The sequence below is a fragment of the Corynebacterium sp. HMSC11D10 genome (assembly GCF_001806995.1).
Taxonomy (GTDB): Bacteria; Actinomycetota; Actinomycetes; order Mycobacteriales; family Mycobacteriaceae; genus Corynebacterium; species Corynebacterium coyleae.
In genome coordinates this window covers 13,374-38,916 of sequence record NZ_KV787085.1, presented here as the reverse complement: position 1 = coordinate 38,916, position 25,543 = coordinate 13,374, and the positions used below count along the sequence as shown (strand labels likewise).

21 protein-coding genes are annotated in these 25,543 nt (G+C 61.1%); 7 read left to right on the top strand and 14 right to left on the bottom strand.

Annotation, left to right across the window (positions count from 1 at the left end; all coding sequences use genetic code 11):
* Positions 1-2 precede the first annotated feature (2 nt).
* Complete coding sequence (locus HMPREF3120_RS12530; protein WP_141739430.1) at positions 3-104, top strand: NgoMIV family type II restriction endonuclease; 102 nt, start codon at positions 3-5, stop codon at positions 102-104.
* Positions 105-155: 51 nt separating this feature from the next.
* Here HMPREF3120_RS12530 and HMPREF3120_RS10315 read toward each other — a convergent pair whose 3' ends face one another.
* From HMPREF3120_RS10315 to HMPREF3120_RS10285, 6 genes are all read right to left on the bottom strand, one after another.
* Entirely contained in the window at positions 156-2,612 is a 2,457-nt protein-coding gene (locus HMPREF3120_RS10315; protein ID WP_141739429.1) for a TrlF family AAA-like ATPase, read from the bottom strand.
* Positions 2,613-3,206: 594 nt separating this feature from the next.
* The gene (locus tag HMPREF3120_RS10305) at positions 3,207-4,370 is read right to left on the bottom strand and encodes an ATP-binding cassette domain-containing protein (RefSeq protein WP_168156434.1); all 1,164 of its coding nucleotides are present in this window, start codon (positions 4,368-4,370) and stop codon (positions 3,207-3,209) included.
* Positions 4,361-5,068 (bottom strand): energy-coupling factor transporter transmembrane component T family protein, encoded by a 708-nt coding sequence (locus HMPREF3120_RS10300; RefSeq protein WP_246815472.1) that lies wholly within the window; start codon positions 5,066-5,068, stop codon positions 4,361-4,363. The genes HMPREF3120_RS10305 and HMPREF3120_RS10300 overlap by 10 nt, the downstream gene beginning before the upstream one ends.
* Positions 5,069-5,077: 9 nt before the next feature.
* Positions 5,078-5,884, bottom strand: a complete 807-nt coding sequence (locus HMPREF3120_RS10295) for a glycosyl transferase family 9 (protein WP_070453103.1) — start codon at positions 5,882-5,884, stop codon at positions 5,078-5,080.
* A 91-nt stretch (positions 5,885-5,975) separates the two neighbouring features.
* Entirely contained in the window at positions 5,976-6,971 is a 996-nt protein-coding gene (locus tag HMPREF3120_RS10290) for a nucleoside hydrolase (RefSeq protein WP_070453100.1), read from the bottom strand.
* Entirely contained in the window at positions 6,968-8,167 is a 1,200-nt protein-coding gene (locus HMPREF3120_RS10285; RefSeq protein ID WP_070453095.1) for an MFS transporter, read from the bottom strand. The genes HMPREF3120_RS10290 and HMPREF3120_RS10285 overlap by 4 nt, the downstream gene beginning before the upstream one ends.
* A gap of 95 nt (positions 8,168-8,262) precedes the next feature.
* Here HMPREF3120_RS10285 and HMPREF3120_RS12220 point away from each other — a divergent pair, with 95 nt between their 5' ends.
* Complete coding sequence (locus tag HMPREF3120_RS12220) at positions 8,263-8,790, top strand: hypothetical protein (RefSeq protein WP_168156433.1); 528 nt, start codon at positions 8,263-8,265, stop codon at positions 8,788-8,790.
* Here HMPREF3120_RS12220 and HMPREF3120_RS12215 read toward each other — a convergent pair.
* The gene (locus tag HMPREF3120_RS12215) at positions 8,787-9,605 is read right to left on the bottom strand and encodes a hypothetical protein (protein ID WP_070453093.1); all 819 of its coding nucleotides are present in this window, start codon (positions 9,603-9,605) and stop codon (positions 8,787-8,789) included. The two genes, HMPREF3120_RS12220 and HMPREF3120_RS12215, sit on opposite strands and share 4 nt — an antisense overlap.
* An 88-nt stretch (positions 9,606-9,693) precedes the next feature.
* Complete coding sequence (locus tag HMPREF3120_RS10270; protein WP_070453088.1) at positions 9,694-11,223, bottom strand: carboxylesterase/lipase family protein; 1,530 nt, start codon at positions 11,221-11,223, stop codon at positions 9,694-9,696.
* A 100-nt stretch (positions 11,224-11,323) separates the two neighbouring features.
* On the opposite strand from HMPREF3120_RS10270, the gene HMPREF3120_RS10265 reads away from it, so the two are divergent.
* The 3 genes from HMPREF3120_RS10265 to HMPREF3120_RS10255 all read left to right on the top strand — a co-directional run bounded on the left by HMPREF3120_RS10265 (position 11,324) and on the right by HMPREF3120_RS10255 (position 19,691).
* A complete protein-coding gene (locus HMPREF3120_RS10265; RefSeq protein ID WP_070453085.1) occupies positions 11,324-12,220 on the top strand; it encodes a hypothetical protein in 897 nt (298 codons plus the stop codon).
* Positions 12,207-15,833, top strand: a complete 3,627-nt coding sequence (locus HMPREF3120_RS10260) for an ABC transporter ATP-binding protein (RefSeq protein ID WP_070453082.1) — start codon at positions 12,207-12,209, stop codon at positions 15,831-15,833. The genes HMPREF3120_RS10265 and HMPREF3120_RS10260 overlap by 14 nt, the downstream gene beginning before the upstream one ends.
* 123 nt (positions 15,834-15,956) lie before the next feature.
* On the top strand, positions 15,957-19,691 hold the full coding sequence (locus HMPREF3120_RS10255; protein WP_070453079.1) for a multifunctional oxoglutarate decarboxylase/oxoglutarate dehydrogenase thiamine pyrophosphate-binding subunit/dihydrolipoyllysine-residue succinyltransferase subunit: 3,735 nt from the start codon (positions 15,957-15,959) through the stop codon (positions 19,689-19,691).
* Between the two features lie 63 nt (positions 19,692-19,754).
* Here HMPREF3120_RS10255 and HMPREF3120_RS10250 read toward each other — a convergent pair whose 3' ends face one another.
* Together HMPREF3120_RS10250 and HMPREF3120_RS10245 are read right to left on the bottom strand one after the other, a co-directional pair.
* Positions 19,755-20,465, bottom strand: a complete 711-nt coding sequence (locus tag HMPREF3120_RS10250; protein WP_070453076.1) for a type 2 periplasmic-binding domain-containing protein — start codon at positions 20,463-20,465, stop codon at positions 19,755-19,757.
* A 6-nt stretch (positions 20,466-20,471) separates the two neighbouring features.
* Complete coding sequence (locus HMPREF3120_RS10245; RefSeq protein WP_070453068.1) at positions 20,472-20,999, bottom strand: YflT domain-containing protein; 528 nt, start codon at positions 20,997-20,999, stop codon at positions 20,472-20,474.
* A 59-nt stretch (positions 21,000-21,058) separates the two neighbouring features.
* On the opposite strand from HMPREF3120_RS10245, the gene HMPREF3120_RS10240 reads away from it, so the two are divergent.
* Positions 21,059-22,195, top strand: a complete 1,137-nt coding sequence (locus HMPREF3120_RS10240; RefSeq protein WP_070453064.1) for an Mrp/NBP35 family ATP-binding protein — start codon at positions 21,059-21,061, stop codon at positions 22,193-22,195.
* Here the strand turns inward: HMPREF3120_RS10240 and tatB are convergent.
* The 3 genes from tatB to sigE are packed head-to-tail and all read right to left on the bottom strand — an operon-like array spanning position 22,188 to position 23,515.
* Complete coding sequence (gene tatB, locus HMPREF3120_RS10235) at positions 22,188-22,574, bottom strand: Sec-independent protein translocase protein TatB (protein WP_070421791.1); 387 nt, start codon at positions 22,572-22,574, stop codon at positions 22,188-22,190. The genes HMPREF3120_RS10240 and tatB overlap by 8 nt on opposite strands.
* Positions 22,575-22,584: 10 nt before the next feature.
* Positions 22,585-22,905: an anti-sigma factor family protein gene (locus tag HMPREF3120_RS12485; protein ID WP_070453058.1), complete on the bottom strand. Its 321-nt coding sequence runs from the start codon at positions 22,903-22,905 to the stop codon at positions 22,585-22,587.
* A gap of 19 nt (positions 22,906-22,924) precedes the next feature.
* Positions 22,925-23,515 (bottom strand): RNA polymerase sigma factor SigE, encoded by a 591-nt coding sequence (sigE, locus tag HMPREF3120_RS10225; RefSeq protein WP_070453057.1) that lies wholly within the window; start codon positions 23,513-23,515, stop codon positions 22,925-22,927.
* 111 nt (positions 23,516-23,626) lie between these two features.
* Here sigE and HMPREF3120_RS10220 point away from each other — a divergent pair, with 111 nt between their 5' ends.
* Positions 23,627-24,280 carry an O-methyltransferase gene (locus tag HMPREF3120_RS10220; RefSeq protein ID WP_070421859.1) on the top strand — a complete coding sequence of 218 codons (654 nt, stop codon included), beginning with the start codon at positions 23,627-23,629 and terminating at the stop codon, positions 24,278-24,280.
* Here HMPREF3120_RS10220 and glgC read toward each other — a convergent pair.
* Positions 24,277-25,494 carry a glucose-1-phosphate adenylyltransferase gene (glgC, locus tag HMPREF3120_RS10215; RefSeq protein WP_070453054.1) on the bottom strand — a complete coding sequence of 406 codons (1,218 nt, stop codon included), beginning with the start codon at positions 25,492-25,494 and terminating at the stop codon, positions 24,277-24,279. The two genes, HMPREF3120_RS10220 and glgC, sit on opposite strands and share 4 nt — an antisense overlap.
* Between the last annotated feature and the right edge of the window lie 49 nt (positions 25,495-25,543).

Here is a 25,543-nt window from a genome sequence, read left to right as displayed (position 1 = left end):
GGATTGCCCCTACCAACTACACGGAAACGGCACTTCTAACCATGTTGACCGAAGGTAACCGACTTCGAGACATATCGGATTTACCCCTAGACCTCATCGGTTAAACGGGGGACGTAAAACGCCAGGACGACAAACCAATCAGACAGTAAGTTTTCCTAAACAGCGGGCAGCTGGTAACGCTGCTGGCGTTTACGAAAGGCCTCCTCGCCACCATCCAAGATTTCCACAACGTGATCTCGAGTACTCAGTCGATCAAGCTCAAACTCTGCATTCTCAACAATCTCAATTGACTCCAATGGCCCGGAAGCGTAATCGAACACCCTCGCATCTTCATTAGGCCGATCGGCTCCGTGTCGGTTAGCTACAATGACCAACTCCGCATCCGCTCCGACGACCAAATTCGCATTGTGAGTCACCATTAAAATTTGCCGCCGTTGCTTCTGCCGACGCAAAAACTTAACCACCGATTCGTAAATCGATTTACTATCGAGATCATCTTCCGGTTGATCAATTAACAGGGGCCAGTCTTCCCCCACGTCACTCAGAATAAGAGTGAGGGCGAACAATGCCTGTTTGCCTGGAGTCATTGTGGAGGAGCCGAACCCTCCGATGGTATCTCCATCCATTTCTGCTGCAAATCTAATTTCCGGCTTAGCCGATAGAACCATTCGAGCGAGCATCTCGGGTTCGTATTCTTTTCGAGCCTTGAGACGTCCTGAAGCGACCTCATGCAGAAAAGTAGCAGCCTTCGCCTGCGCTAAGGGAACATCTAAGCATCTGTCTTCCGTAATGAAATCGGATTTGCTGCGTGCGTTAAAGCCTGCCGAACACCTATCAATTTGCTCAGATGAGAAGGCTTTTTCTATCTTGAATATCAACCCATCGACAAACGGCGTGACTCCCGAATTAAACTCCTTCTCTAGAAGTGATTCCTTGGCGCTACGCTCGATAATCTTCGAATCGATTTCCTGCTCAAGGTACCCCATCTCTTTTCTAAGATCATCGACTTTGCCAGCACTTTTTTCCCGGCCACTAAGGTCTAGTTCAATCTTGGATATTCGTTTCTGGAGATTAACTAAATCAGCATTCTTATCGAATCTTTCGAAAAGCTCTTTATTATCACTCTGAATTCGCGCCACGTCCGCCTTTAGGCCTACAAGCGTGGAGTCAGTAATTTCCGACATCGCATCCAATTTTTTTCGGAATTCGCTATTAAGCAGACGCTGCTTTTCCGCTCTCCAAGCTTCGATCTCCTTAATATGGCCGACCGACAGCTCCCCACGCATGGTTTCGATTGCCACGCTAACTTGCACTAAGCCATCCGTTTGGACCCCTGCTCCTACATGATCGGCACCGGTGAGACATCCTCGGATCGCCGCCCTACGCGCCTCGAGATCTTCAATCGACTTACGTTTCTCGCCGAGCAGCTCTTTCACCTTTGTCACGCGCTCTAACTCTTTTTCATCCAAATTGGCGAACGCGGACATCTCAGCCATCTCTGATTTGAGTTTCTCATGTTGTGAACTCAAGGCATCAGAATCTGCGAAATTCTCTAGTTCCGCTTCACGTGTGCCAAATTCTTGATATTTTTGGAACCACTGCTGAACTATTTCCTCTATTTGCCGAGATATAGTGTCCCGCTCCTGTACCCGGGAGTCAAAGGTTCTCATTAGCTCCTCATTTGCAGACCGTACGGCGGGACGGATTCGATTAGTCACCTCGGCAGCATTGTCGCTCAAACTATTCAGGAAGTTCTGCGGAACGTAAACGATGTTACCCCGGCCTCTGTTGTCGCCCCTCCAGTTAACCTTGCACAACTGGCTGTTCTTGGTTTCCCAAACAAAGCCTGCTGCCGGCCCTGGTTTATCCATCCCGGCCAGTTTCTGCTGCTCCTCCGTTTCAGCGGGACGAACACTGTGCGCAATATGCGCGAGCAGAGATGACTTACCTGAAGAACGACTGCCGATAATGGCGTTCAGGTTAGGATTGAGTTTTATTTTTGCAGGAAAAAGTTCTTGGTCGGTAAATTCGACAGAATCGATGATCAGGTAGTCGTTCTTAGCATCCGGAATAGTGGGCTGGATACGGACTCTGTCAGCAGGTTCGGCGAGCGTCTGCCGAAACCCCTCCCATGTGGGTTCTGCTTTGACCCACGTAGTCTCCCAACTACGAGCATTATCACTGCCACTTTTGCCCAGCATTTTTTCAAGTTCTTCAAAAGAATGTGCATCCGAGCCGTAGAAAGTTGGATGCGGTTTCAAGTTCCGGCCAGTCCCCTCCCCACGTGAGGTATCCAGCCAGTGAGGCGCATTGGTTGAATTGCTAAAAATGATATGACTGTGCAGGTCGTAATTATCAATCAGCTGCCCCTTCCGGTCGTTGAAGTAACCAGGCGACAGGCCATCCTTATTACCTGATAGGGCGATCATTACCTTTGAATCGTATTCACCTGGTTTTACATCATCGAGGGCAGCCTGAATCGCTTGCAACGATTCTTTGAAATTTACTGTTAACCCGTTCAATATTTTTTCTGAGGAGTTCTTATGCTCTAATAAGGCTTTACTCCGCGTGCCTTCGCCGCTTTGAGACGAAGTTGGGATGTGAGAAAGCAACAAATCTACAGTTTGCGGAGTTATGTCCGGGGGGGAAAATCAAGTGAGCATTGATGTTCGACTCGGAGTGATGCACGGCGACATCGAGCCGCAACTCAAGGTTAGCGAAGAAAACCTTTCTTGAATCCGGATAGAGCTTTTGAAATTGATCCTTGAACTCAAAATAAGAGTCCAGGGAGAAGTAATCGGTAATGCCAAATACTTCCACATCTGATTCTTCTAAGATTTTACAAAATCGACCCCAATCCGTTTCTCCATCTACCTTCTCGAATTGGTTATTCATTCGGGTATTTGGGACGTGCACATGCATATCCCATTTGCGCCAAATTGCCCCTATGCTTGAAGCCCGAACCACTCTCAGAATACCTTTCTCTTCCGCACAAAGATTCGGAGTTAGTCTAGTACGAATTACAAAACTTCTGACAGTTTTTGCAGCCTCATGCTTACTTGCGCTTCGCAGAAGGTCGATATCGAAAGCGCTGCGCATCTCACCGAATTACCCTCCTGTTAATCAAGAAGCGAAATTACTGGGGCTGTGTAGTCGTCCACCGTTTTTAACGGTGGATCGACCCGGTTTGAAACTGAATCCGGCACCTACAGCTGAAAAGCATGCTGAACCGTTGCATACTCCCCCACCTCCGCGGCGAAGCTGGTGTCGTGGCAGGTGAAGATCACCGCCTGACCGCGTGCCAGGCCTGCTGCGATGAGTGCGTGGGCACGCTCGCGGGAGGGGATGTCGAGGCCGACGTCGGGCTCGTCGAGAAGCACAAGATCACGCCCCTGGGCAAACACCTGGGCGAGCTGTGCGAGCCGGAAATGGGCCGACGGAAGATCCAACGGGTGGGCGTCTGGGTCTAGGCCTAGTGCAGCGACGGCATCGTCGTTGCCGATGAACCGACCCACGGTGGATTCTGCGAGCTGGTCTGCGGCGCGCTGCAACGCCAGTGACACGGTCACGCCGCGAGTCTGTTCCAGGCCCGGGTTGTCGTCGAGGCCAGCCATCGCGCGGAGGAGCGTTGTCTTGCCGGCACCGTTGTCGCCACGCAGCCACACGGCCTCACCGGGACGAACGGTCAGGTGCACTGGGCCGGCCGTGAACGAAGGCTCTGACGTGGTGCGGAACTGCCACCACTTGCGGGTTGTTTCGCCGCGCACCGCGGAGACTTCTCCGAGGTCGATCGGCTCACCGGTTGCTGTAACGCGGTCGGGCAGCTGCAGGTTCGGGTTGGGTGGGACGTCCGGCTGGAGGGCGCCTTCGACAAGTCTGAGCACGGCCGATTCGATATCACGATGTCGTGTGCCCAGGATGACCACCTTCGACGGCAGCGAAGCCAGCAGTTCGGTGATGCGGGTGCAGGAGGTTGGGTCGAGGCCGGCGAAGGGGTCGTCGAGAAGCAAGGTGCCCGGCTCAAGCACCGCAACAGCTGCGATGGCGAGGCGTCGCGTTTGGCCACCGGAGAGTTGCGCTGGGTTGCGCTCGGCGAGATCGCTCAGCCCTGCAGCGTGGAGGATTGCCTGGCAACGCTGACGCATCTCGTCGGCGGGTACGCCGCGCTGTTCGAGACCGAGGGCAACTTCCTCGATGACCGTGTCGCGAAGATACGACACGTGCGCAGTGGCGTCCTGCTGGACTACTGCGGCGTGGTCCCACTCGTGGTGCACCTGCGCTGCCAACGTGGTCAGGCCAGCGCCGGAGTTCCCGACCACCTGCACCGCGCGGTGCTCGTTGAGCGTCTGTGTGAGCAATGTCAGATCCACAACACAACCCCCAAACACGCAAGCGGGATGAGGATGCGGGCGACGCGCTGGATGCGGCTGTCGTGGACAGGGCGCAGCACGGTGCGAGGGCCGGTGAGGTCGTAACCTGCGGTCTCTAAGGCTTGGCCGCGAGCACCGGCTTGGGTGAGCAGCTCGGTAAGCACCGGCATGATCAGGTTCGGGACCACGGTTTTTACGGTGATTCGCTCGCCTTTGAGCCGGTTGGCGTCGCGGACGATCCGGGCGCGGTGTGCACCTTGGGGGCCGAGTTGCAGTGTCGTGCCGGCGATGTATCCGATCCTGTTGCCACCCGGTGCTGCCTGCAGCGCCTTGGCCAGGTCCGGGGTGCGCGACCATGCGACGGCCGCGAGCAGGCTGGCGATCAGTGCGGTGAAGCGTGCGGCTAACTCCCCTGCTGTGGCAAGTCCGTCGCTGGTCAGCAGCGGTGCAATGCGGTGTGCACCGTAGGGCGCATGGATGAGCACCATGGATGCGGCAACCGGGGCGGCAAGCAACGCGGTGGCCGCAATGAGCGCGACGTTGCGGGTGCGCCACGTCCCCAGCACCATTGCCGCGGCCAGCACTGCGAGTGAAACTTCTGGCCGGTTCAGCCCGAGCACCAGAATCCAGCCCGACGCCCCGATGGCCAAAGCGGTCAACGGGTTCACACGGGTTGAAGGGCTCAGACGGTCTGCCACGGAAGTGCTTTACGCCTCAGGTGTCGATGCTGGTGCGACAGGTTCTTGTGGCGCGAAGGCAGCCACGGTGCGCTTCGGCAGCGCCTTGACCGTGGCATAGGCGATGAACAGGACGATCACCTTATCCACCGGGTCAGAGATGAACGCCTGGGTGGTTACCGATGCGATCAGGGACCCACCCATTTCGCGGAACAGGCTCACCAGTGCGCCGGTGCCCACGCCGGCGGTGCCGCCGTAGACGTATGCAGCGACAGGCGCTGCGACCATGCCGCCCACCACGCCGAGCACAAGGCCAAAGCCGACCACGGTGCCGGGGTTGCGGAACGCGTTGAAGCGGTGAATGAACACGCCCGCCAGCCAGCCGACCAACGCCGCACCCGCGGCGAACGGCAGAGCGGCCGGGTTGACCAGACCCCACACCACGTTGTTCAGCGCGCCGGTGGCCATGCCCGCAACCGGGCCGGCCAGGGCTGCGACCAGCACGGTGCCCACGGAGTCGAGGTACAGCGGCAGACCAATCGAGCCGACGATCTCGCCGATGACAGAGTTGATGATGATCGCAATCGGAATCAGCCCGAGCGTGCGCGCCGGCAACACCGGGACGATGGCCACGAGTAGCAGCAGGGTGCCCACGCCGTAGCCCGCCAGCAACGTAATGCCAGGACCGGAGCCTGTGACCTGATCCCAGTCAGCGGGGCGGACAAGAACGAAGTAGAGCCAGGTCGCGGCGATAATCAGCGCGCCAAGGGCAACGAGAACGCGACGCAGCGGGGTCCACTGCGCCTTCTGCGAGTTTTGAGAAGTGGTGTGTGACATGGAACTTTCCGTAATTCTCACGGGCAAATGAGCAATTGCGCCCCTACCTATGTCACCTCGGCAGGAACGTTCAGATCAGGCAGTGTAGCAGTTAGTCGTCCGCTTTGAGGTGGCGCAGTTCCATAAGACTTGCATCACCTGCCGCCACGCGTGCATGGATCTCACAGGCCCATTCGAAGGACTCCCACGCGGCCTCAATGTCCGCCTCGGTGACCAAGCGCGCGTTGGGTTCGCGCTCCCAAATGTCACGCAGATCTGCCACAGAGGTGCCGCGGGTGAGGTCGGAATCGGCCTCGACGGCGATCGTCGTCAAGCAATGCTCAACGTCCACCGCACCAAGCGCGATGAGCACCGTGAGCAAGTCGTGGATCTGCGCACGATAGCCCTCCCCGACCTCCTCGTGGAACTCGAAGTAGAACCGCACAATGTCACCCACATGCTGGGCAATCGGGCTCGCGCCTAGCTTTGCGACGACCCCCTCCAACCGCTCAGGCTCAAGCACCATCTTCTCCGTCACACCCAGTGAACACAGCGTGATCGGAGTCGGAGTCATGTCGAACACATCGGCAGCCGCGTGTGGATCGACCCAGAAGTTCCACTCCGCCGTCGGCGTGGTGTTGCCCGGATAGTTCACCGCACCACCCATCACCGTGATGTGCTTCAGGCGCGCAAAGTGCTGCGGGTGGGCGTGAGCGAAAAACGCCAAGTTGGTCATGGGTCCGGTGACGATGAGGTGAAGATCGTCTGTGCCACGCTCAATCGCGTCGATCCACAGCGCCTCCCAATCGTGCTCAACGTGACGCTCAGGCGCGGTGGCATACCCAAGCCCCGTATCGCCGTGGGTTTCCGGCGTCGTGGTCAGTTCCACCTCAAGCGGCGCCGGCAGACCAGCAGCAAGGGAAATGATCGGCAACCCGCACAGCGACAGGATCCAAGCAGCGTTTCTCGCGCACTGGTCGGCGTCGACGTTGCCGGCAGTCGTGGTCACGCAGTCAAGCTCATGGATGCCTGCCTGCGTGGCCGCGGTGAGCCAGATGAGGGCTAAGGTGTCGTCGATACCCGGGTCGCAGTCCAGAATTACTCTCATCGTGGCTCCTTCACCATCGTTTCCTTACCGATGATCAGCCACACAACAGCCGCCACCGCACACATTGCACCGCATACGCCGAACGCGGCAGTAAAACCCGCGGTCTGCGCAATCGCACCGACAACCACAGGCGCGAAAATCTGGCCCGCATCCTGTGTCATCTGGAATGTGGACAACACCTTACCGCCGGAGCGTTCATTGCCAATGATGTCCGCCAACGCTGCCTGAATGGACGGGCTCATCGTGCCGGAAGCCACGCCGGCCAGCACCGACCAGATCATGAGCGGCCAGAAACTCGTCGCCGTGCCAAGCACCACCGTAAACACTGCAGACATTGCCATGCCCGCAAAGATCATCGGGCGCCTGCCAAAATGATCCGACATACGCCCGGAAAACTGCAGCATGATCGCCATGCCGAGCGCGAACGCCGTAAGCGCGAAACCAGCCGCTGCCCCGCCTTGCTCAAACACCGCGGCGGCAAAGAGCGGCAACACCGCCACGCGTGCACCCATATTCACAAACCCATTGGTAAACGCCGCGACCAGCAATCCCCTGTAGGTGGGCACCTTCCAGGCGCTCCGCAGCCGCATCGCGGGCTTCGCCTTCGGCAACGCCTTCGCACCTGGACGCGGCTGTGTAAGCCACGCGACGAGGCCGGCCGCAATCGCGACCGCCACGCCATAAATGGCAAACGGGATACGGAAACCCAAATACGACAACGCTGCGCCCACGATCGGACCGAACACATTGCCCACAAGAAATGCCGAAGCGTACAACGCGTTCGCGCGGCCACGGATCGAAGGATGCGTCACCCGCACAATCAGTGCCTGCGCCGACAACGTAAACATCGTCGAGCCGAAACCCGCGATGAACCGCAACGCAAGAATCTGCCAATACGCCTGGGCAAACGCCACGAAGAACGTGGAGACAGCCACGATGCTCAAGCCCGTGAGATAGATCGGGCGCGAGCCCAGTTTGTCCACCAGCACACCCGCGCCGGGCGCACCAAGCAACCTGGCGAGAGCAAACACAGACACGACCGCACCTGCTGCGGCCATGGATACGTTGAAACTTCCCGCAAACTGCGGGAGAACCGGAGCGATTAACCCGTACCCGAGCGCAACAATGAAGGCGGCGCCCGTGAGCACCCAAATGGTGCGGGGGATCGACGGTTTCACCACCTTATTCGCACTCATAAACAGCAAGGTTACACAACGCGTCAAATAACCGTATCGCTAATGTGTTCGAATGCGTGCCTGTTGATGTCGGGGCCACTTTTAGTGTTTGAGCCATGAAGTTGAACGCAAAGAATGCCCTGTCCATGTTCCGCACCTCCCCCACTGTGGATGCCGATGCATACGCCAGCGCCGATTCCTTGGCTGCCGAAATCCGAGACCTCTTCCCCGAGAAGCTGCACGCCATCAACGCGATGATCCACCACCCACGCTCGCTGTCTCGCCCGGCTGCGACCTGGCGGCCACCGGTGATATCGCTACCCCGGATAGACAACGGTCCGACGCTGTCGTTGGCGGTTACGCGGCGGCGTGTTGGCCCGCGCGCCCGCGCTCGTATTCAGGGATACGGGCAGCGCCACATTCCGGCCTACTTGATCGAACTGCGCGTGACCGATGCCGCGGGGGTTCCCGTGGACACGTTGCTTGCCGAGTCCTGGGTGCGCGCCATCATCCCCGATGATGCTGCCCACACCGTCCACGAAATTCCGGGGGCGAAGGCAGCAAGTTACGTCTGGCTCGTCGACGGGGCGTTCACCCCGATCGAGTCGCCCTCCTCCATGTTCGAAGGACTCAGCGCGGCTTAGTCCTCGTCGAGTTCGTCGAAGTCTTCGTCGTCGAGATCCTCATCATCCTCATCATCGAGGTCCTCGTCGTAGTCTTCGTCGTCTTGGCCGAAGATGTCGTAGACGTCCGGCTCGTCAATCTCGTCGTCGACTGGAAGCAGCTGCGCCTCCCATTCCTCTGCCTGGTCGGCGGCGAGCGACAGCACGTCAAAGAGACGGTCGAAGTCGGTGAAGCTGCCCAGCTCGAGCTTCTCAGCGTCGGCAACCGCCTCGTCATGGATGACGTCAAACAGACGTGCGCGGTCCTCCTCAGACAGTTCCGCATCGCCGTCGGACTCCCACAACTCGCCCTCGGCGTCCTCGATGACATCGTCGTAGTCATCCGGGAGTGCAACGAAGGTCACTGTGGCGCTCGGCACGCCGTTGACGGCTTCGACGACGACCTGCAACTCGGCATTCGCGCCCACTTCGGCGCGCACCTGCTGCGGGTTGACGTGGTCCTGGAAGAACTCGAGATCCCCAATGCGCTCGTCCGTGCTTTCCAGCAGGTCGCGCAGCACTGTTACCACCTGGTCGGTCGCCATGTGCTCAGCAACAGCAGCCACCGCTGCCTCCACGGAGAACACCACAGCGACTAAGACGGCCTCAAACTCATCGTCGTCCTCGTCCACGTCAGCCGCGGCGATGTACACGTTCGCTGCCGGCAGGTGCGGATCAATTTCCACAAACTGCAATTCCAACGCCGCAGACATGGGGACAAACATCGTGTCCCCGCCTACGCGCGACTCAATACCGTCGCGGTCCAACGCGGCCGCGATGTCCTCGAAAAAGCTCATGACAGTGGGTTCCTTCCGCATTGACCTTCAGACTGGCTTCAGCCTAGCCACGTTCGCTGGCGCGTGCCTGGAATTATCATCGCGGATGTCATAAATCCGTCCGGCTAATTCCCCACTCGCGCATGTCAAACGACTCCCACGCGGTGCGTTGTTCGGCTTTCGGGTCGTATTCCACACGCATGCCGTACTCAAACACCGCAGTCGCACGCCCCGGGTCGTCGCCACGCTTAAACCCGTAGCTGGGCCACTCCGGACCAGGTGTGCCGGTGTGGAAGAACTCGCCCCAGTGGTACTGCATGAGCCGGCTGACCTCTTGGAACGTGTCCCGCGGCCCGAAGCGATCCAGTTTGGAGGTCACTGTGGCAAAGGGATCGCCATAGACCGCCACAAGGTCAGCTGCGTGAATCGCGCCGAGGCCCAACTTGCGCATCGCGGCAGATGCGTAGGCGAAGCGATACATATAGGTCGGCGCGACCATGCGGTGCGCGGTGGCCAGGATGACACTCGGGGCCCAGAACACGGCGTCTGCCATCAACTCCGCAAAGTCGCCGCGTGCGCCGACATCGTCGTACGCCTCGATGACATCCAGCGCATTGTCCGGGTCAAACACGTTCAACGCCCGGCGCGCAGCACGTTGGCGCTGGCGGGAGGTTTGGTAGATGGCTTTGGTGAAACTGGCTTCGTCGGAGTTGGTTCCCACGATCAGTGGCACGCGGGCTTGCTCGCCAGCGTTGAACGTGTCAATGGGGTGTTGGGGCAGGCTGGCACTGTCCAGGGTGGGCATGAAGCTGATGTTGAATTGCAGCGCTTCCTTGCTGTTAAACATCAGTGATTGCCCGGCGCGCACGAGGGTTTCTGCGGGGATGTCGCGCAGCTGGTCAAGGGTGGTGTCTGGTGCGAGACCGAGTTTCCTGATGAGGGCTTGGACCCACCTGGCGGCTTGGTGCCTCGAGTGGACGCTGGCCGGTGGCGGGGACTGCGCGATTGCGCGGTGGAACAGGCCGCGGGCATCGGGTGCGCACATGAGATGCAGCACGGCAGCACCGCCTGCCGATTCGCCCATGATGGTCACAGCATCTGGGTCGCCGCCGAAGGCTGCGATGTTGTCCCGGATCCACCGCAGGGCGAGGATCTGGTCGCGGATAGCGGGGTTGGCCACGCAGTCGTCGCCAAGCGATCGCACATCGAGGTAGCCGAGCACGCCGAGGCGGAAGTTTAAGGAGACGTAGACAATGTTCGTCGCGGCGGTGAGGCGATGACCTTGGAGGACTTTTTCGTGGCTGGCGCCGGTGACAAAAGTGCCGCCGTGGAAACAGACAACGACAGGCAAGACCTCATCAGTGTCGGGCCTGACGATGTCTAAGTTGAGGCAGTCCTCCGAACCAAGCACCGTGCCACGGATGCCGAAGGTGCCTTGCATGGCGGGTGGGCCGAAGCGTGTGCAGTCGCGCACCCCAGGCCAGGGTTGGACGGGTTTCGGTTCGCGGAACCGGTGAGTACCAGCGGTGTTGGCGCCGAATGGCACGCCACGCCAGGTGCGCATTCCGGTGTGCGGGTCGACTTGACCGCGCACGGCTCCGGCCGTTGTCTGTACGACTGGTTGGCGGCGCGCATTCATGCGTTCAAGCCTAGAGCGTTTCCGCCCGGTCTTCCCGGGATATGAAGTCGTTCTATGCTGTACCAATTACCCATCGCCAGTTCACGGCAGGAGGATAAACGTGTTCGGTAAGAAGAAATCAACGCAGATCGACGAGGCGGAGCTCCGCAAGGAAATCGAGGTCGCGCTGCAGGAAAATTCAGCGCAGCTGGAAAAGGACGCGGGCAAACTCGGTCGTGTTTTCATCGGCGCGGTGGACAAGGCCGTGCGACTGCAGACCTCTGTGATCCGCGGATATGTAGATTGGTTGCGCCGCGACAACCCGGATAAGTCACCGGCACAGATCCAGGCGATTATGGATAAGCATCTAAAGAACACCGTCACGGGTACCGGTGCCGGTGTGGGTGCCGCTGCGGCAGTGCCAGGCGTTGGCCTGTTCACAGGTGCTGCTGCTGTGGCCGGCGAGTCCGCCCTCTTTCTGGATCTCGCGGCGTTTTACGCCATGTCATCGGCATATTTGCGTGGCGACGACATCTCCGACCCCGAGCACCGCCGCGCCATCGTGCTGACCACGCTGATGGGTACGAAGGGTCTAGCAATCGTGGATACGCTGCTCGGCGAAAACTCCCGCAAGCTGCCTGGCAAGGCCACCCTGTCGCGCTTTTCTGGCCCGACGCTCAATGAGACCAACAACGTGCTGGCTATGCGTTCGCTGCGTCGTTCCATGCGTCGCGCCTGGCTGGGCAAGATGCTGCCGCTCGGCCTGGGTGCGATTGCCGGTACGACGGTGAACCGCAAGCTGGCCGGCAACATCATCGATAACATTCAGCAGGCCCTCGGCCCGGTGCCGCTGCAGTTTGCCACCCCGCTCGAGCCCGAAGACACGGCCGATGAGACCGGTCGCATCAAGGGTGGCTTCAACCCGAAGGAATTCGCTGCATGGATTTTGAAGATCTTCCGCGACGGTAAGGACAGTAGCGGGAAGGACAGCGACGACAAGGAACATGAGGACCACTAGCCCACTTCTTACCCAATCGCTCAAGGCGAACCGCGCGCCTGCCGCCGTCGCGTTCGCCGCTGCCATCTTGGCGGCGCTCACCCGCGTGGCCGAGCCCGCTCTTACTGGCCAAGCGATTGATATTGCCACCGGGAATGCGGACGGTTCCGTTGCCCGCGTGGCGTGGCTGATGGTGGCAGTCGCAGCGGCCACCTACGTCCTAAGCATCATCCGGCGCACCACCTCCGGTCGCCTTGCAACGACCTCGCAACACTGGTTGCGCACCAAGATCCTGCGCACACTGCACCGCCTGGACGGGCCGGGACAGGACAAGATCGTGACGGGCCAGATTGTCTCGCGCTCGATCTCGGATCTGAACATGTACCAGACGGTGCTGGACACTCTGGCGATGATGCTCACACGCATCGTGCAACTGGTAGCCACCTTGATCGTCATGCTGAGCATGGACGTCGCACTGACCGCGATGTCGCTGGCACTGTTGCCTGTGCTCCTGTGGGAGGCCAACCGGTCGCGCAAAACGCTCTACGCAGCAACGTGGGTCAACCAGCACGCCACCGCAGAACTTGCAGAGCACGTCGAACAAACCGTCTCCGGCGTGCGTGTGGTCAAGGCGTTCGGGCAGGAACAGCGAGAGATCGACCAGCTCGACAACCTTGGCCGCCACCTTTACGCGGTAAAAATGCGGGCGGCGAAACTCACCGCACGCTTCCAGCCGGTACTGTCCCAGCTGCCCAAGGTTGCACTCGTGGTCACCATCATCGCCGGTGGCATGCTCGCCATCCACGGAAGGATCTCCATCGGCCAGTTCGTCGCATTCACCGCGTACCTGACCACGATGACGTCCACCCTGTCGATGCTGACCAACCAGTACGTCCGCATGCAGATGGGCCTGAGCTCCTTCGACAGGCTCGCGGATGTGCTGGCACTCGCACCTGAAGAGTCCACCGCGAATTCCACCGTGAATTCCACCGTGAATTCCACCGAAAACTTGCCTGCCGAACCCGGCCTGCACTTTAGCGACGTGCACTTTTCCACCGGCGGCCACAACGTCTTAAACGGCTTCACCCTTTCGGTCGCGCCGGGCGAGACCGTTGCAATGGTCGGCCCGCCCGGCGCGGGTAAAACCATGGCGGTGCAGCTAGCTGGCGGGTTCTACACCCCGGATACGGGCACGGTCACCGGTGGCGATGTGGTCTGTGTTTTCGACGACGCCTTCCTTTTCTCTTCCTCCGTGCGCGACAACATCGCCATGGGGGCAGCCGATTACATGTCGCCGGACGAACTTGATGCCGCGGTGCGCGAGGCGGCACGTCTCGCCCTGGCAGACGAGTTCATCGAGCGCCTCCCCGACGGTTACGACACCCAAGTCGGTGAGCGCGGTCTCACCCTTTCCGGTGGTCAGCGTCAGCGCATCGCGCTCGCCCGCGCCCTCATGTCGACACCGAAGGTGCTCGTGCTTGACGACGCCACCAGCGCCATCGACTCCATCAACGAAGCCCACATCTTGGCTAACCTGCGCGACGCACTGAGTGATATTGCGGTGCTGACCGTGGCGCACCGCCAGTCCACGGTGGATCATGCGGATCGGGTAGCGGTGGTGCGCGGTGGGGTCGTCGTCAAGCAAGGGCCCCGCGACGAGGTCATGGCAACCGACGAGTATCGCGCCTCCATGGATCCCGAGTCCGAAACGCTGTACGAGGAGATTGGCGACCTGTGGCCCGAAGTGGACACCGAACCCCAGGAACGCGTGATCGTGCCGACGAGCGGGCGCGCCTCCACCATCAACGCCACCCCGGAACTGCTCGCGCGTGTGGAGCGCCTCCCGGGAGCGCGCGAACTGCCGGATCTGGCCGAGCAGACACTGACCCGCCTGCGCACCCCGTCGAGCGAATTCCACATCCGCGACATGTTCAAGGCCGTGCGCTGGCTCATCGCAGGCACCGTCGCCCTACTCATTGTGGGCGTGCTGGCGGACTTGGCCTTCCCCACCATCGTGCGCGCCGCCGTGGACCGCGGCATTACCCCAAGTAACCAGGAGAACCTGATCAACGCGGGGCTCATTGCACTCGGTGTGGTCGCGATCGCCTGGGCCTCGGATGCACTGATGACTGTCCTGTCGTCGCGCTCCGGCGAACGCCTCCTCTACGGGCTGCGGCTGCGCTCCTACGCACACCTGCAGCAACTGGGCTTGAATTACTTCGAATCGCGACTGTCCGGCAAGATCATGACGCGCATGACCACGGACATCGACACCTTGTCGAGCTTCCTACAAACCGGGCTTGCCCAGGCGATTGTCGCCGTCGGCTCGCTCGTGGGCGTGATCGTCATGCTGGTCGCCACCGACGGCGAACTCACCCTCATCGCGCTGACCGCCGTCCCGGTGATTGTCGTCGCTACCTGGGCGTTCAGAGTCTTCTCCAAGCGCTACTACCAGGCCTCACGCGAACAGATCTCCACGGTCAACGGCGAGTTCGCGGAACTCATCGGCGGCATCCGCACCACCCAAACCCACCGCGCGCAGCCCCACTTTGAAGCACACTTCACGGCCCTAAGCGACGAATACCGCCGCCTGCGCATGCGCTCTGTCACCCTGGTCGCGCTGTACTTCCCAGGCATGCACTTCATCTCCCAAACCATGACCGCCGTCATCGTCGGCTTTGGTGCGGGACGCATCGCCGACGGATCGCTGTCCGTCGGTGTGCTCGTCGCATTCACCATGTACCTCGGCCAGCTCTACGGCCCCATCCAGCAGCTTGGCCAAATCTTCGACTCCTGGCAGCAAGCCACCGTCAGTTTCGACCGCATCCGCGCACTGCTTGCCCAACGCACCACCGTCCCCGATACCGGCACCAACCCGGGTGCTCACAGCGCCGCAAGTGGGCCATTGCTTTTCGACGACACCACCTTCTCCTACTCAGCCTCCACCGATACAGATGCCTCCCCCGTGATTGATCACATGGACCTGACCATCGAGCCAGGTACCACCGTGGCACTCGTCGGCCCCACCGGCGCGGGCAAATCCACCGTGGTCAAACTGCTCGCCCGGTTCTACGACCCCACTTCCGGCGAGGTGCGCGCATCCGGCACAAACATCGCGCAGTTCCCGCTTGCAGACTGGCGCCGCGCACTCGCTCAGGTCCCGCAGGAGTCCTACCTGTTCCCCGGCACCGTCGCGGACAACATCGCCTACGGCGCGCCGGGCGCGACCCCAGAAGAGATCGAGGCGGCGGTGAACCGCATTGGCGCGCTTGGTGTCGTCGATACGATCCCCGGCGGCTTCAACGCGCGCGTCGGTGAACGCGGCCGAGGCTTGAGTTCCGGGCAGCGCCAGATCATCGCGCTCGCACGCGCGGAGATGCTCTCCCCTGCCGTGCTGCTTCTCGACGAAGCTACCGCCACCCTTGATCCCGCAACCGAACGCGCGGTGCTCGACGCCGCCGACCGTGCAACCTCGGGGCGCACGTCAGTGGTCGTCGCACACCGCCTCGCAACCGCTGCGCGGGCCGACCGAATACTCGTCATCGACGAAGGACGTATCATTGAGGACGGTTGCCACGAGGACCTCCTCACCGCCGGCGGTAGGTATGCCCAAATGTGGGCTGCCAACCGCTAACGGGGGTGAAAGACGGAAACCCCGTGGACAGGAACAACCCAAGTTCGCGCCATATCAGCGCGGACGATTACAGTCAAAGAAACGTTCCGCGAAATCAAAACAGAAGGAAGGCGAGAACCTGCCGTGAGCAGCGAAAACACGTTCGGCCAGAACAGCTGGCTGGTTGACGAGATGTTCCAGCAGTACAAGGACGACCCGAACTCGGTCGACGCCGAATGGCGTGAACTGTTTGAGAAAAAGGGTGCACCGAAGACCGCCAATGGCACGTCCAACGTCACCCCTTCCCAGGCAGGCGCAAGCCAGGCGAAGACCGACCCGAAGGTTGCCCGTTCCACCGGCGCACCTTCGCAGGATGGTCGCGAGACCAAGGTCGACGAGGCCGCAGCAAAGGTCTCTAACCGCCCGCAGCGCACCCTGCCGAAGCCGAAGGCCTCCCCGCTGGACAAGATCGCACAGGTCGAGGTCGAGCCGGGCGAGTTCCAGCTCAAGGGCGCATTCCGTGCGATTGCGAAGAACATGAACGAGTCGCTTGAGGTGCCGACGGCGACGACCGTGCGAGACATGCCGGTCAAGCTCATGTTTGAGAACCGCGCGCTGATTAACGACCATCTCAAGCGCACCCGTGGCGGCAAGGTTTCCTTCACCCACATCCTGGGCTACGCCATCATCCAGGCAACCAAGCTGCACCCAGACATGAACAAGAACTACAAGGAGGACGGCAACAAGTCCTTCGCAGTTCAGCCAGAACACGTCAACCTCGGCCTGGCTATCGACCTTCCGGGTAAGAACGGCTCCCGCTCCCTCGTCGTCGCTGCGATCAAGGAGTGCGAGACCAAGTCCTTCTCCGAATTCGTCGACGCCTACGAGGACATCGTCGCTCGTGCCCGCGACGGCAAGCTGACCATGGATGACTTCTCCGGCGTCACCATTCAGCTCACCAACCCAGGCGGCATCGGTACCCGCCACTCCATCCCTCGTCTGACCAAGGGCCAGGGCACCATCGTCGGTGTCGGCGCAATGGACTACCCGGCAGAGTTCGCCGGCGCTTCCGAGGACCGCCTCGCCGAACTCGGCGTTGGCAAGCTGGTCACGCTGACCTCCACCTACGACCACCGCGTCATCCAGGGTGCAGAGTCCGGTGAGTTCCTGCGCGATATTTCGCAGCTGCTTATCGACGACAAGTTCTGGGACAACATCTTCCAGTCCATGCAGATCCCGTACTCCCCGCTTCGCTGGGCACAGGATCTTCCGAACACGGGCATTAACAAGGACACCCGTGTCATGCAGCTCATCGAGGCATACCGCTCCCGCGGCCACCTCATCGCAGACACCAACCCGCTGCATTGGCACCAGCCTGGTCTGGCGAAGCCGGATTCCCGTGACCTGCTCATGGAAACCCACGGCCTGACCCTGTGGGATCTGGACCGCACCTTCCACGTCGGTGGATTTGGCGGCAAGGAGCAGATGACCCTGCGCGAGGTCATGTCGCGCTTGCGCTCCGCCTACACCCTCAAGGTCGGCTCCGAGTACTCCCACATCCTGGACCGCGACGAGCGCGAATGGCTGCGCGACCGCGTCGAAGCTGGCATGCCCAAGCCGACCGGTGCAGAGCAGAAGTACATCCTGCAGAAGCTCAACGCCGCTGAGGCCTTTGAGAACTTCCTGCAGACGAAGTACCTCGGCCAGAAGCGCTTCTCCCTCGAGGGCGCAGAGACCCTCATCCCGCTGATGGACGCCATCATCGACACCGCTGCAGGCCAGGGCCTGGAAGAGGTTGTCATCGGCATGCCGCACCGTGGCCGCCTGAACGTCCTGTTCAACATCGTGGGCAAGCCAGTTGCAACGATCTTCAACGAGTTCGAAGGCAACATGCGCGCAGCCCAGCAGGGTGGCTCCGGCGACGTGAAGTACCACCTCGGCTTCGAGGGCGAGCACATCCAGATGTTCGGCGACGGCGAGATCAAGGTCTCCCTGGCTGCGAACCCGTCCCACCTTGAGGCAGTCGACCCGGTGCTCGTCGGTATGGCGCGCGCCAAGGAAGACCAGATCAAGGCCACCAAGGGCCGCGAAGACCACCCGGTCGTTCCGCTTATGCTCCACGGCGACGCATCGTTCACCGGCCTGGGCATCGTCCAGGAGACCCTGAACCTGTCTCGCCTGCCGGGCTACACCGTCGGCGGCACCATCCACATCGTGGTGAACAACCAGATCGGCTTCACCACCACCCCGGATTCCGGCCGTTCCTCCTACTACGCCACCGACCTGGCCAAGGGCTTCGACTGCCCGGTGTTCCACGTCAACGGCGACGACCCGGAGGCAGCCGCATGGGTTGCTCAGCTCGCTACCGAGTACCGCCGCGAGTTTGGCAAGGACGTCTTCATCGACCTCATCTGCTACCGCCTGCGCGGCCACAACGAGGCTGATGACCCGACCGTGACCCAGCCGGTCATGTACGAGCGCATCAACAACCACCCGTCGGTGCGTACCCGCTACACCCAGGACCTCATCGGTCGTGGCGACATCACCCAGGAAGACGCAGAGAAGGCCGCACAGGACTTCCACGACCAGCTCGACGCCGTCTTCACCGACGTGAAGTCCGAGAAGGGCCAGCCGAGCGAGCAGACCGGTATTACCGATTCCCAGAAGCTCACCCGCGGCCTGGACACGAACATCTCCGAAGAGCAGTTCAAGCGCCTCGCAGACGCGTACGCCAACCTGCCGGAGGACTTCACCCCGAACAAGCGTCTCAAGTCCGTCCTGTCCAAGCGCGGCGGCTCGTTCACCGACGGCGACATCGACTGGGGCTGGGGCGAACTGCTCGCCTTCGGTTCCCTGGCTGAGCAGGGCAAGTTCGTCCGCCTCGCCGGTGAGGACTGCCAGCGCGGTACCTTCACCCAGCGCCACGCAGTGCTGTACAACCCGGACAACGCCGAGCCGTTCAACCCGCTCGACCACAACGCGCAGGAAGCCGGCAACGGCGGCCAGTTCCAGGTCTACAACTCCGCACTGACCGAGTACGCAGGCATGGGCTTCGAGTACGGCTACACCCTTGGCAACAAGGACGCCGTCGTCGCTTGGGAAGCACAGTTCGGTGACTTTGCCAACGGCGCCCAGACGATTATCGACGAGTACCTGTCCTCCTCCGAGACCAAGTGGGGCGAGGTTTCCTCCCTGATCTCCCTGCTGCCGCACGGCTACGAGGGTCAGGGTCCGGACCACTCGTCGGCACGCATCGAGCGCTACCTGCAGCTCGTCGCGGAAGGCTCCATGACCATCGCGCAGCCGTCCACCCCGGCGAACCACTTCCACCTGCTGCGCCGCCAGGCTCTCGGCGAGATGAAGCGTCCGCTGGTCGTCTTCAGCCCGAAGTCCATGCTGCGCAACAAGGCTGCAGTGTCCCAGCCGTCTGACTTCATCGAGGTCAACCGCTTCCAGTCCGTCATCGACGACCCGAACTTCGTCGAGCGCGGCAACAAGAAGATCGGTGACACCGACAAGGTGAAGACCATCATGCTGTGCTCCGGCAAGATCTACTGGGAGCTGGACAAGAAGCGTCAGAAGGACGGCCGCGACGACATTGCGATCGTCCGCGTGGAGATGCTCCACCCGATCCCGTTCAACCGCCTGTCGGATGCGTTCAAGAACTACCCGAACGCCAAGGAGATCCGCTGGGTGCAGGACGAGCCGGCAAACCAGGGCGCATGGCCGTTCTACAACGAGCACCTGCGCACCCTGATCCCGGACATGCCGGAGATGGTCCGCGTGTCCCGTCGTGCACAGTCCACCACCGCAACCGGTGTGGCCAAGGTGCACCAGCAGGAAGAAAAGCAGCTGCTTGAGGAAGCATTCGCTGACTAACCTGCACACCTAAAAACTCCGGCCCGGCTTGTGAAAAGCCGGGCCGGAGTTTTTGTTATTCGGTTATTTGGACGCAGAGTCCGGGTCGATCACATCCTCTGGGTCTGCCGGGGTGTCGTGGTGGACGTCGATTTGGGCGTATTCGATCATCCACTCCGCAATCGCATCCTCCACCGTGGCACCCTTGTCCACTTCTTCCGCCATCTCCTCGAGACGGTCAGTGGACAGCACGCGGGTGATGAAGTTCAGGCGGTTGATCTCACCGCGGTCGAAGGTGCCTTTATGGAACACCGGGATGACGTTTTGCGACAGTTCGCTCTCTCCGCACGCTTGGGCGGGTGACGGGTCGACGGTGCGCATATCCCCCGGCATGGCGGCGACAGCGGCCCCATAGACCTCGTCAGTATATGCGCCATCGGTAACATCGCCGCCCGCTAGCTCCTTGGCGGCCTTAGGGTCCGACTCTTCGAGCAGACGCCCAGTGCACGTGACGACGAAGTCAATCGGCTGCTCACGCAACACCTCAAGCGTCGGCGCGTCATCCAGCCCCGTCACTGAGGTCACGCTCGTCGGCCGGCCTTGGCCCTTAAGTACACGGCTGTAGATCTCCCCAAGCACGACTTGTTCGTTGGAGGCGCCGTCGATGGCGATGGCGATATCGGCCTTCTCCGGGCGCGCCTGAGTGTAGATGTTGTCCTCCGACGCGCACCCGGACAATACGAGCGCAGCCGAGCCCAAAACGGCGGCTACGGCAGTGTGGTGGTGTGCCTTCATGGTGGTTTACTCGCCGATGACATTTTCGGATGCGGAGGTGAGGCCGCCGGATTGCACGATCATGTCGCGGGCCTGCGGGGCGGCATCGGGCTCGCACAGCACGTCGTAGCGGCCAGCCACGATCGTGGTTGCAGACGCGAAGTCGCGCTTGCCGCCGGTGAACGCGTAGGCCACAGCGGAGGCCACCGTGCCGAAGATCGCACCGATAACAACCGCCCACACGAACATGGTCAGGCCAGCACCCGGAACCGAGATGAGGGAAAGCAGCAGGCCGAAAAACAGGCCCATCCACAAACCCGACAGCGCGCCGGTGCCCAGCACCTTCGGCCATGTAAGCCGGCCGGTAATCTTTTCCACCTGCATCAAGTCCACACCAACGATGGAAAGCTTCTCTACAGGAAACTCCCTGTCGGACAGGTTGTCCACGGCGCGTTGCGCCTCGGCGTAGGTGGAAAAGCTGCCCACAGGCCAGCCGGTGGGCACCTCTGTGACACCAATACGCTTATTCAACGATGGGTTCATGGGTTGAGTCATGTTGCGTAGTGTATCGGGATTCCAAAATCACCCAGCAACAGCCGTATAATTCGGTAGCAATGGCTACTGAACATCAGATTTTAGAAAGCGATGTCCACGAGGCGCTTTCGCGCGTTGATGACCCGGAGATCGGCAAACCGATTACGGAGCTCGACATGGTGGAATCGGTCACCATCGACGGCAACAATGTTGCGGTCGGTATTTATCTCACAATCGCAGGCTGTCCGATGCGCGACACCATCGAGTCAAATGTGCGCGCTGTAGTCGAGGAGCTCGACGGCGTGGGCGACGTGAGCATCACGCTGCACACGATGAGCGACGAGCAGCGCCGTGCGCTTGCTCAGAAACTCCGCGGCGAGCAGACCGGCCCGGCGATCCCGTTTGCGGACCCGGATACGCGAACGCGTGTTATCGCGGTGGCCTCCGGCAAGGGTGGTGTGGGTAAGTCCTCGATGACTGTGAACCTGGCCACCGCTATGGCCGCCCAGGGCCTGACGGTGGGCATTGTTGATGCCGATATCTACGGCCACTCGGTGCCGGGATTGATGGGTTCTGAGGACCAGGGCCCCACGCTTGTCGACGAAATGATCATGCCCCCTATCGCCCACGGCGTCCGTCACATCTCGGTGGGACAGTTCGTAGAAGGCAACGCCCCTATCGTGTGGCGTGGTCCGATGCTCACCCGTGCGATCCAGCAGTTCTTGGGTGACGTGTACTGGGGCGACCTGGACGTGCTGTTTATGGATTTGCCGCCGGGAACGGGTGATGTGGCGATCACCGTCGCACAGTTGGTGCCAAACGCGGAGCTGCTGATCATCACCACCCCTCAGGCTGCGGCAGCCGAAGTCGCGGAGCGCGCCGGCACGATCGCGCAGCAGACTGATCAGAAGATCGCCGGCGTGATCGAAAACATGTCGGGCATGACCATGCCGGACGGCACGGTACTCAACATCTTCGGCGAGGGCGGCGGCGAGCACGTCGCCGAGCGCCTGACCCAGCTGACCGACTCGGATGTGAAGCTGCTCGGCTCCGTACCCCTGGACCCGAAGCTTCGCGAGCACGGCGATACCGGCACCCCGGTTGTCATCTCCGACCCGGAGTCGCCGGCGGCCAAGGCGGTGCTTGAGATCGTCGACAAGCTAAAGGTGCGCCCGAACTCACTGGCAGGCAAGAGCCTGAACCCGCAGGTTAAATAACGTCCTCCCAGGAAAAGCCTTTGCGCTCCGGCTGCGAATCCCGCGGCTCGGGGCGCATTTGTTGTTGCGGCGGCGCCTGTGGTGGTGTCTTCGGCGCTGGAGGCTCGCTGGGGTCGTCGTCTTCGAACAACACCTTCGCCATCGCACGCTTCGGCCCCATCGCCGCATAGCGCGAGACAGTATCGATCGGCTTCTTAAACTCCTCGAACTCCCCCAGTTCACCATTGAGTTCCGCCTTGGCGTTGTTGATCGCTTTCTTGGCCGCATAGATCGCGGCGCGCACATCCTCGACGACAGAAGGCAGGCGTTCGGGCCCGATCACGATCAACCCGATGATCAGGATGAAGAAAATCTCGCCCCAACCGATGCTAGAAAACACCTAACTCACCTTACTCACGGTGCGTCAGCGAGCGAATCGCAGACTCCACTCGGCTCCGGATCCCCTTGGGGGTTTCGGGGGTGTCGGTCACGTCTTCGTCGCAAAGCATCGCCAGTCGCTCCACAAGCGACGCCGGGGCGTGCATGTCGGAGGAATTACACACCTGCAGACGCTGCGACGTCCCCCGCTGCGCCTGAACTTCCTCACAACACTCCCCACACAACCGCAGGTGCCGCTCGGCGCGCACGGTGGCAGCCTTGGACAACTCGCCGTCCACATAGGCGGCAATCGCCTCCGGATTGAGATGATCGGTGGAGTTAAACCTAGTCACGGCGCCGACTCCTTCCCTACTACCGGGCGCGGATGAGTTCCTTCGCGGCGGCGCTGTGGAGGGCTTGTTTCTCCAACGACTCACGCATCTGCGCGCGACCGCGGTGGATACGCGATCGTACAGTACCCATCTTCACTCCGAGGGTTTCAGCGATCTCCTCGTAGCTCATCCCCACCACATCACACAGGACCACGGCCACGCGGAACTCCGCCTTCAAATCGTCCAACGCCTTCTGCAACGCAGGGTCCAGGTTGGTCACGGAGTACGCATCTTCCGGGGTCATGTCGGTGCCGGGCACGCGCTCGTAATCCTCGGGCAGGGCCTCCATGCGGATCTTCGCGCGGCGACGCACCATGTCCAAAAACAGGTTCGTGGTGATGCGATGCAGCCAGCCTTCGAACGTTCCAGGCTGGTACTGCTTCACGTTGCGGAACACACGCATGAACGTCTCTTGCGTAAGATCTTCCGCGTCGTGCTGATTACCGGAGAGGCGAAACGCCAGGCGGTAGACACTGTCGGCATGTTCTTTCACCAGTTCAGACCAGGTCGGCATTGCTGCCTGGCCTGCGTCAAACGCTGCGGTACCGGTGAGTGGAACGTCAGTGCTCATGCGCAACAGTTTCGCAGACTCACTGCCCCAAAGCCAGCCAACCAGTTAACAGAATCCTGTGAACGCAACACGGCTATGATGTGGCGTGTGAGTGAGACCGCATTTACCCAGATGAACTCGTACCTCGCCGCCCGTTCCACCGAAGGCGGCCACCTTTCCAACCAGGTTGCGGAAGCTTTGCGCGCAGCGCGCGAGGACGCTGCCGAAAACGGCACCCCGGCACCCAGCCCGGTGGTCGGCGACCTGTTGACGGTGCTCGCGGCGGCAACCCCGAACGCATCCCAGGGTGCGGTTGCGGTGACCCCGGCCGCCGGTGTTGTGGGCTTGCACCTGCTCGCAGGCCTGCCGGAGAAGGCCACAATGACCTGCATCGAGCCGGAAGCCGCACTGCAGGCCGGCGCGAAGGAAGCAGTGCGCAACGCAGGGTTTAGCCCGTCGCGTGTGCGTTTCCTCACCGCACGTCCCCTCGAAGTAATGGGGCGCTTGGCTAACGACGCCTACCAGATCGTCTACGCAGACGTCTCCCCCGTCGAACTGCGCCCGCTCATCGAGGCCGCCTGGCCGTTGCTGGCCCCGGGCGGCACGTTGGTGCTTGCAGGTTCGCTTCTCGACGGCACCGTGGCCGACCCCACCCGCCGCGACCGCGAAACAGAGGCCGCCCGTGAGGCGGATGAGTTCGTCGATACGCTGACAGCCGAGCGCGGCGCCGCGGTGGCGCGTCTGCCGCTTGACGGCGGCCTGACGCTGATCACCAAAATCGGCTAAACAACCTCGCTCTTACCGACGACCACAACGCCGCCGTCGGACACCGTGAACCGCTCGCGGTCGCGCTCCGTATTCACACCGACCGTCTCCCCATCGGAGACGTAAACGTTCTTGTCCAGGATGCAGTGGCGCACCACCGCGCCCTTGCCCACGCGCACACCCGGCATGAGCACAGAGCCCTCCACCGTCGCGCCTTCTTCGATGCGCACGTCGGTGGACAGCACCGAGTTACGCACCGTCGCACCGGAAATGATCGAGCCGGACGCCACAATGGACTCCTGCGCAATACCACCGAGGACGAGCTTTGCCGGGGGCAGGTTGTCGTCGTCAGTCGCGTGGATCGGCCACGCCTTGTTGTACAGGTTGAACACCGGGTGCGAGGAAATCAGATCCATGTGGGCCTCGTAGAACGAATCAATCGTGCCCACATCGCGCCAGTAGCCGCGGTCACGATCGGTTGCGCCCGGCACGCCGTTGATGGAGAAGTCGTACACATTCGCCTCGCCCTGCGCGACGAAGTACGGGATGATGTCGCCGCCCATGTCGTGGCTGGAATCCTCGTTCTGCTCGTCCTCCAGCAGCGCCTGGATTAGCGCCTCGGTAGAGAAGCAATAGTTGCCCATCGATGCGAACGTCATCTCCGGATCGTCCGGGGTACCCGGTGGGTCGGCCGGCTTTTCCAAAAACTCGGTGATCGTGCCGTCATCGTCGGCCTGGATGCAACCGAACGCGCTCGCCTCCGCACGCGGCACGCGAATGCCTGCCACGGTGGCGGCCTTGCCCGACGCAATGTGATCTTCGACCATCTGCGACGGATCCATCCGGTAGACGTGGTCCGCGCCAAAGACCAAGACGTAGTCAGGCATGTCGTCGTAAATGAGATTCAGCGACTGCACAATCGCATCCGCCGACCCGTTGTACCAACGCTTGCCGCGACGCTGCTGCGCCGGAACCGACGCGATGTACTGCTGCGTTGGCCCCGAAATGTTCCACGCCGTAGCCACATGGCGGTCCAGCGAGTGCGACTTGTACTGCGTCAACACCGCAATACGCATGTAGCCGGCGTTGACCAAATTCGACAGCACAAAATCGATCAAACGGTAGTTGCCGCCGAACGGAACGGCGGGTTTGGCACGGTCAGCCGTCAGGGGAAACAGGCGCTTGCCTTCCCCGCCGGCCAGGACAATGGCGAGAACTCGAGGCTGGCTTTTCATAACCGCAAGGCTAATGCCAATTCAAGGCTCGTGCAGGGATTCCGCAACG

What these genes read in the sequence shown, in the direction of transcription:
- sigE (WP_070453057.1), bottom strand. Translation starts at nt 23,515, where the DNA reads ATGAGCACTGACGTTCCACTCACCGGTACCGCAGCGTTTGACGCAGGC.
- HMPREF3120_RS10220 (WP_070421859.1), top strand. Translation starts at nt 23,627, where the DNA reads ATGAACTCGTACCTCGCCGCCCGTTCCACCGAAGGCGGCCACCTTTCC.
- HMPREF3120_RS10285 (WP_070453095.1), bottom strand. Translation starts at nt 8,167, where the DNA reads ATGAGTGCGAATAAGGTGGTGAAACCGTCGATCCCCCGCACCATTTGG.
- HMPREF3120_RS12215 (WP_070453093.1), bottom strand. Translation starts at nt 9,605, where the DNA reads ATGAGCTTTTTCGAGGACATCGCGGCCGCGTTGGACCGCGACGGTATT.
- HMPREF3120_RS12220 (WP_168156433.1), top strand. Translation starts at nt 8,263, where the DNA reads ATGAAGTTGAACGCAAAGAATGCCCTGTCCATGTTCCGCACCTCCCCC.
- glgC (WP_070453054.1), bottom strand. Translation starts at nt 25,494, where the DNA reads ATGAAAAGCCAGCCTCGAGTTCTCGCCATTGTCCTGGCCGGCGGGGAA.
- HMPREF3120_RS10295 (WP_070453103.1), bottom strand. Translation starts at nt 5,884, where the DNA reads ATGTCACACACCACTTCTCAAAACTCGCAGAAGGCGCAGTGGACCCCG.
- HMPREF3120_RS10250 (WP_070453076.1), bottom strand. Translation starts at nt 20,465, where the DNA reads ATGAAGGCACACCACCACACTGCCGTAGCCGCCGTTTTGGGCTCGGCT.
- HMPREF3120_RS10245 (WP_070453068.1), bottom strand. Translation starts at nt 20,999, where the DNA reads ATGACTCAACCCATGAACCCATCGTTGAATAAGCGTATTGGTGTCACA.
- HMPREF3120_RS10270 (WP_070453088.1), bottom strand. Translation starts at nt 11,223, where the DNA reads ATGAATGCGCGCCGCCAACCAGTCGTACAGACAACGGCCGGAGCCGTG.
- HMPREF3120_RS10290 (WP_070453100.1), bottom strand. Translation starts at nt 6,971, where the DNA reads ATGAGAGTAATTCTGGACTGCGACCCGGGTATCGACGACACCTTAGCC.
- HMPREF3120_RS10260 (WP_070453082.1), top strand. Translation starts at nt 12,207, where the DNA reads ATGAGGACCACTAGCCCACTTCTTACCCAATCGCTCAAGGCGAACCGC.
- HMPREF3120_RS10240 (WP_070453064.1), top strand. Translation starts at nt 21,059, where the DNA reads ATGGCTACTGAACATCAGATTTTAGAAAGCGATGTCCACGAGGCGCTT.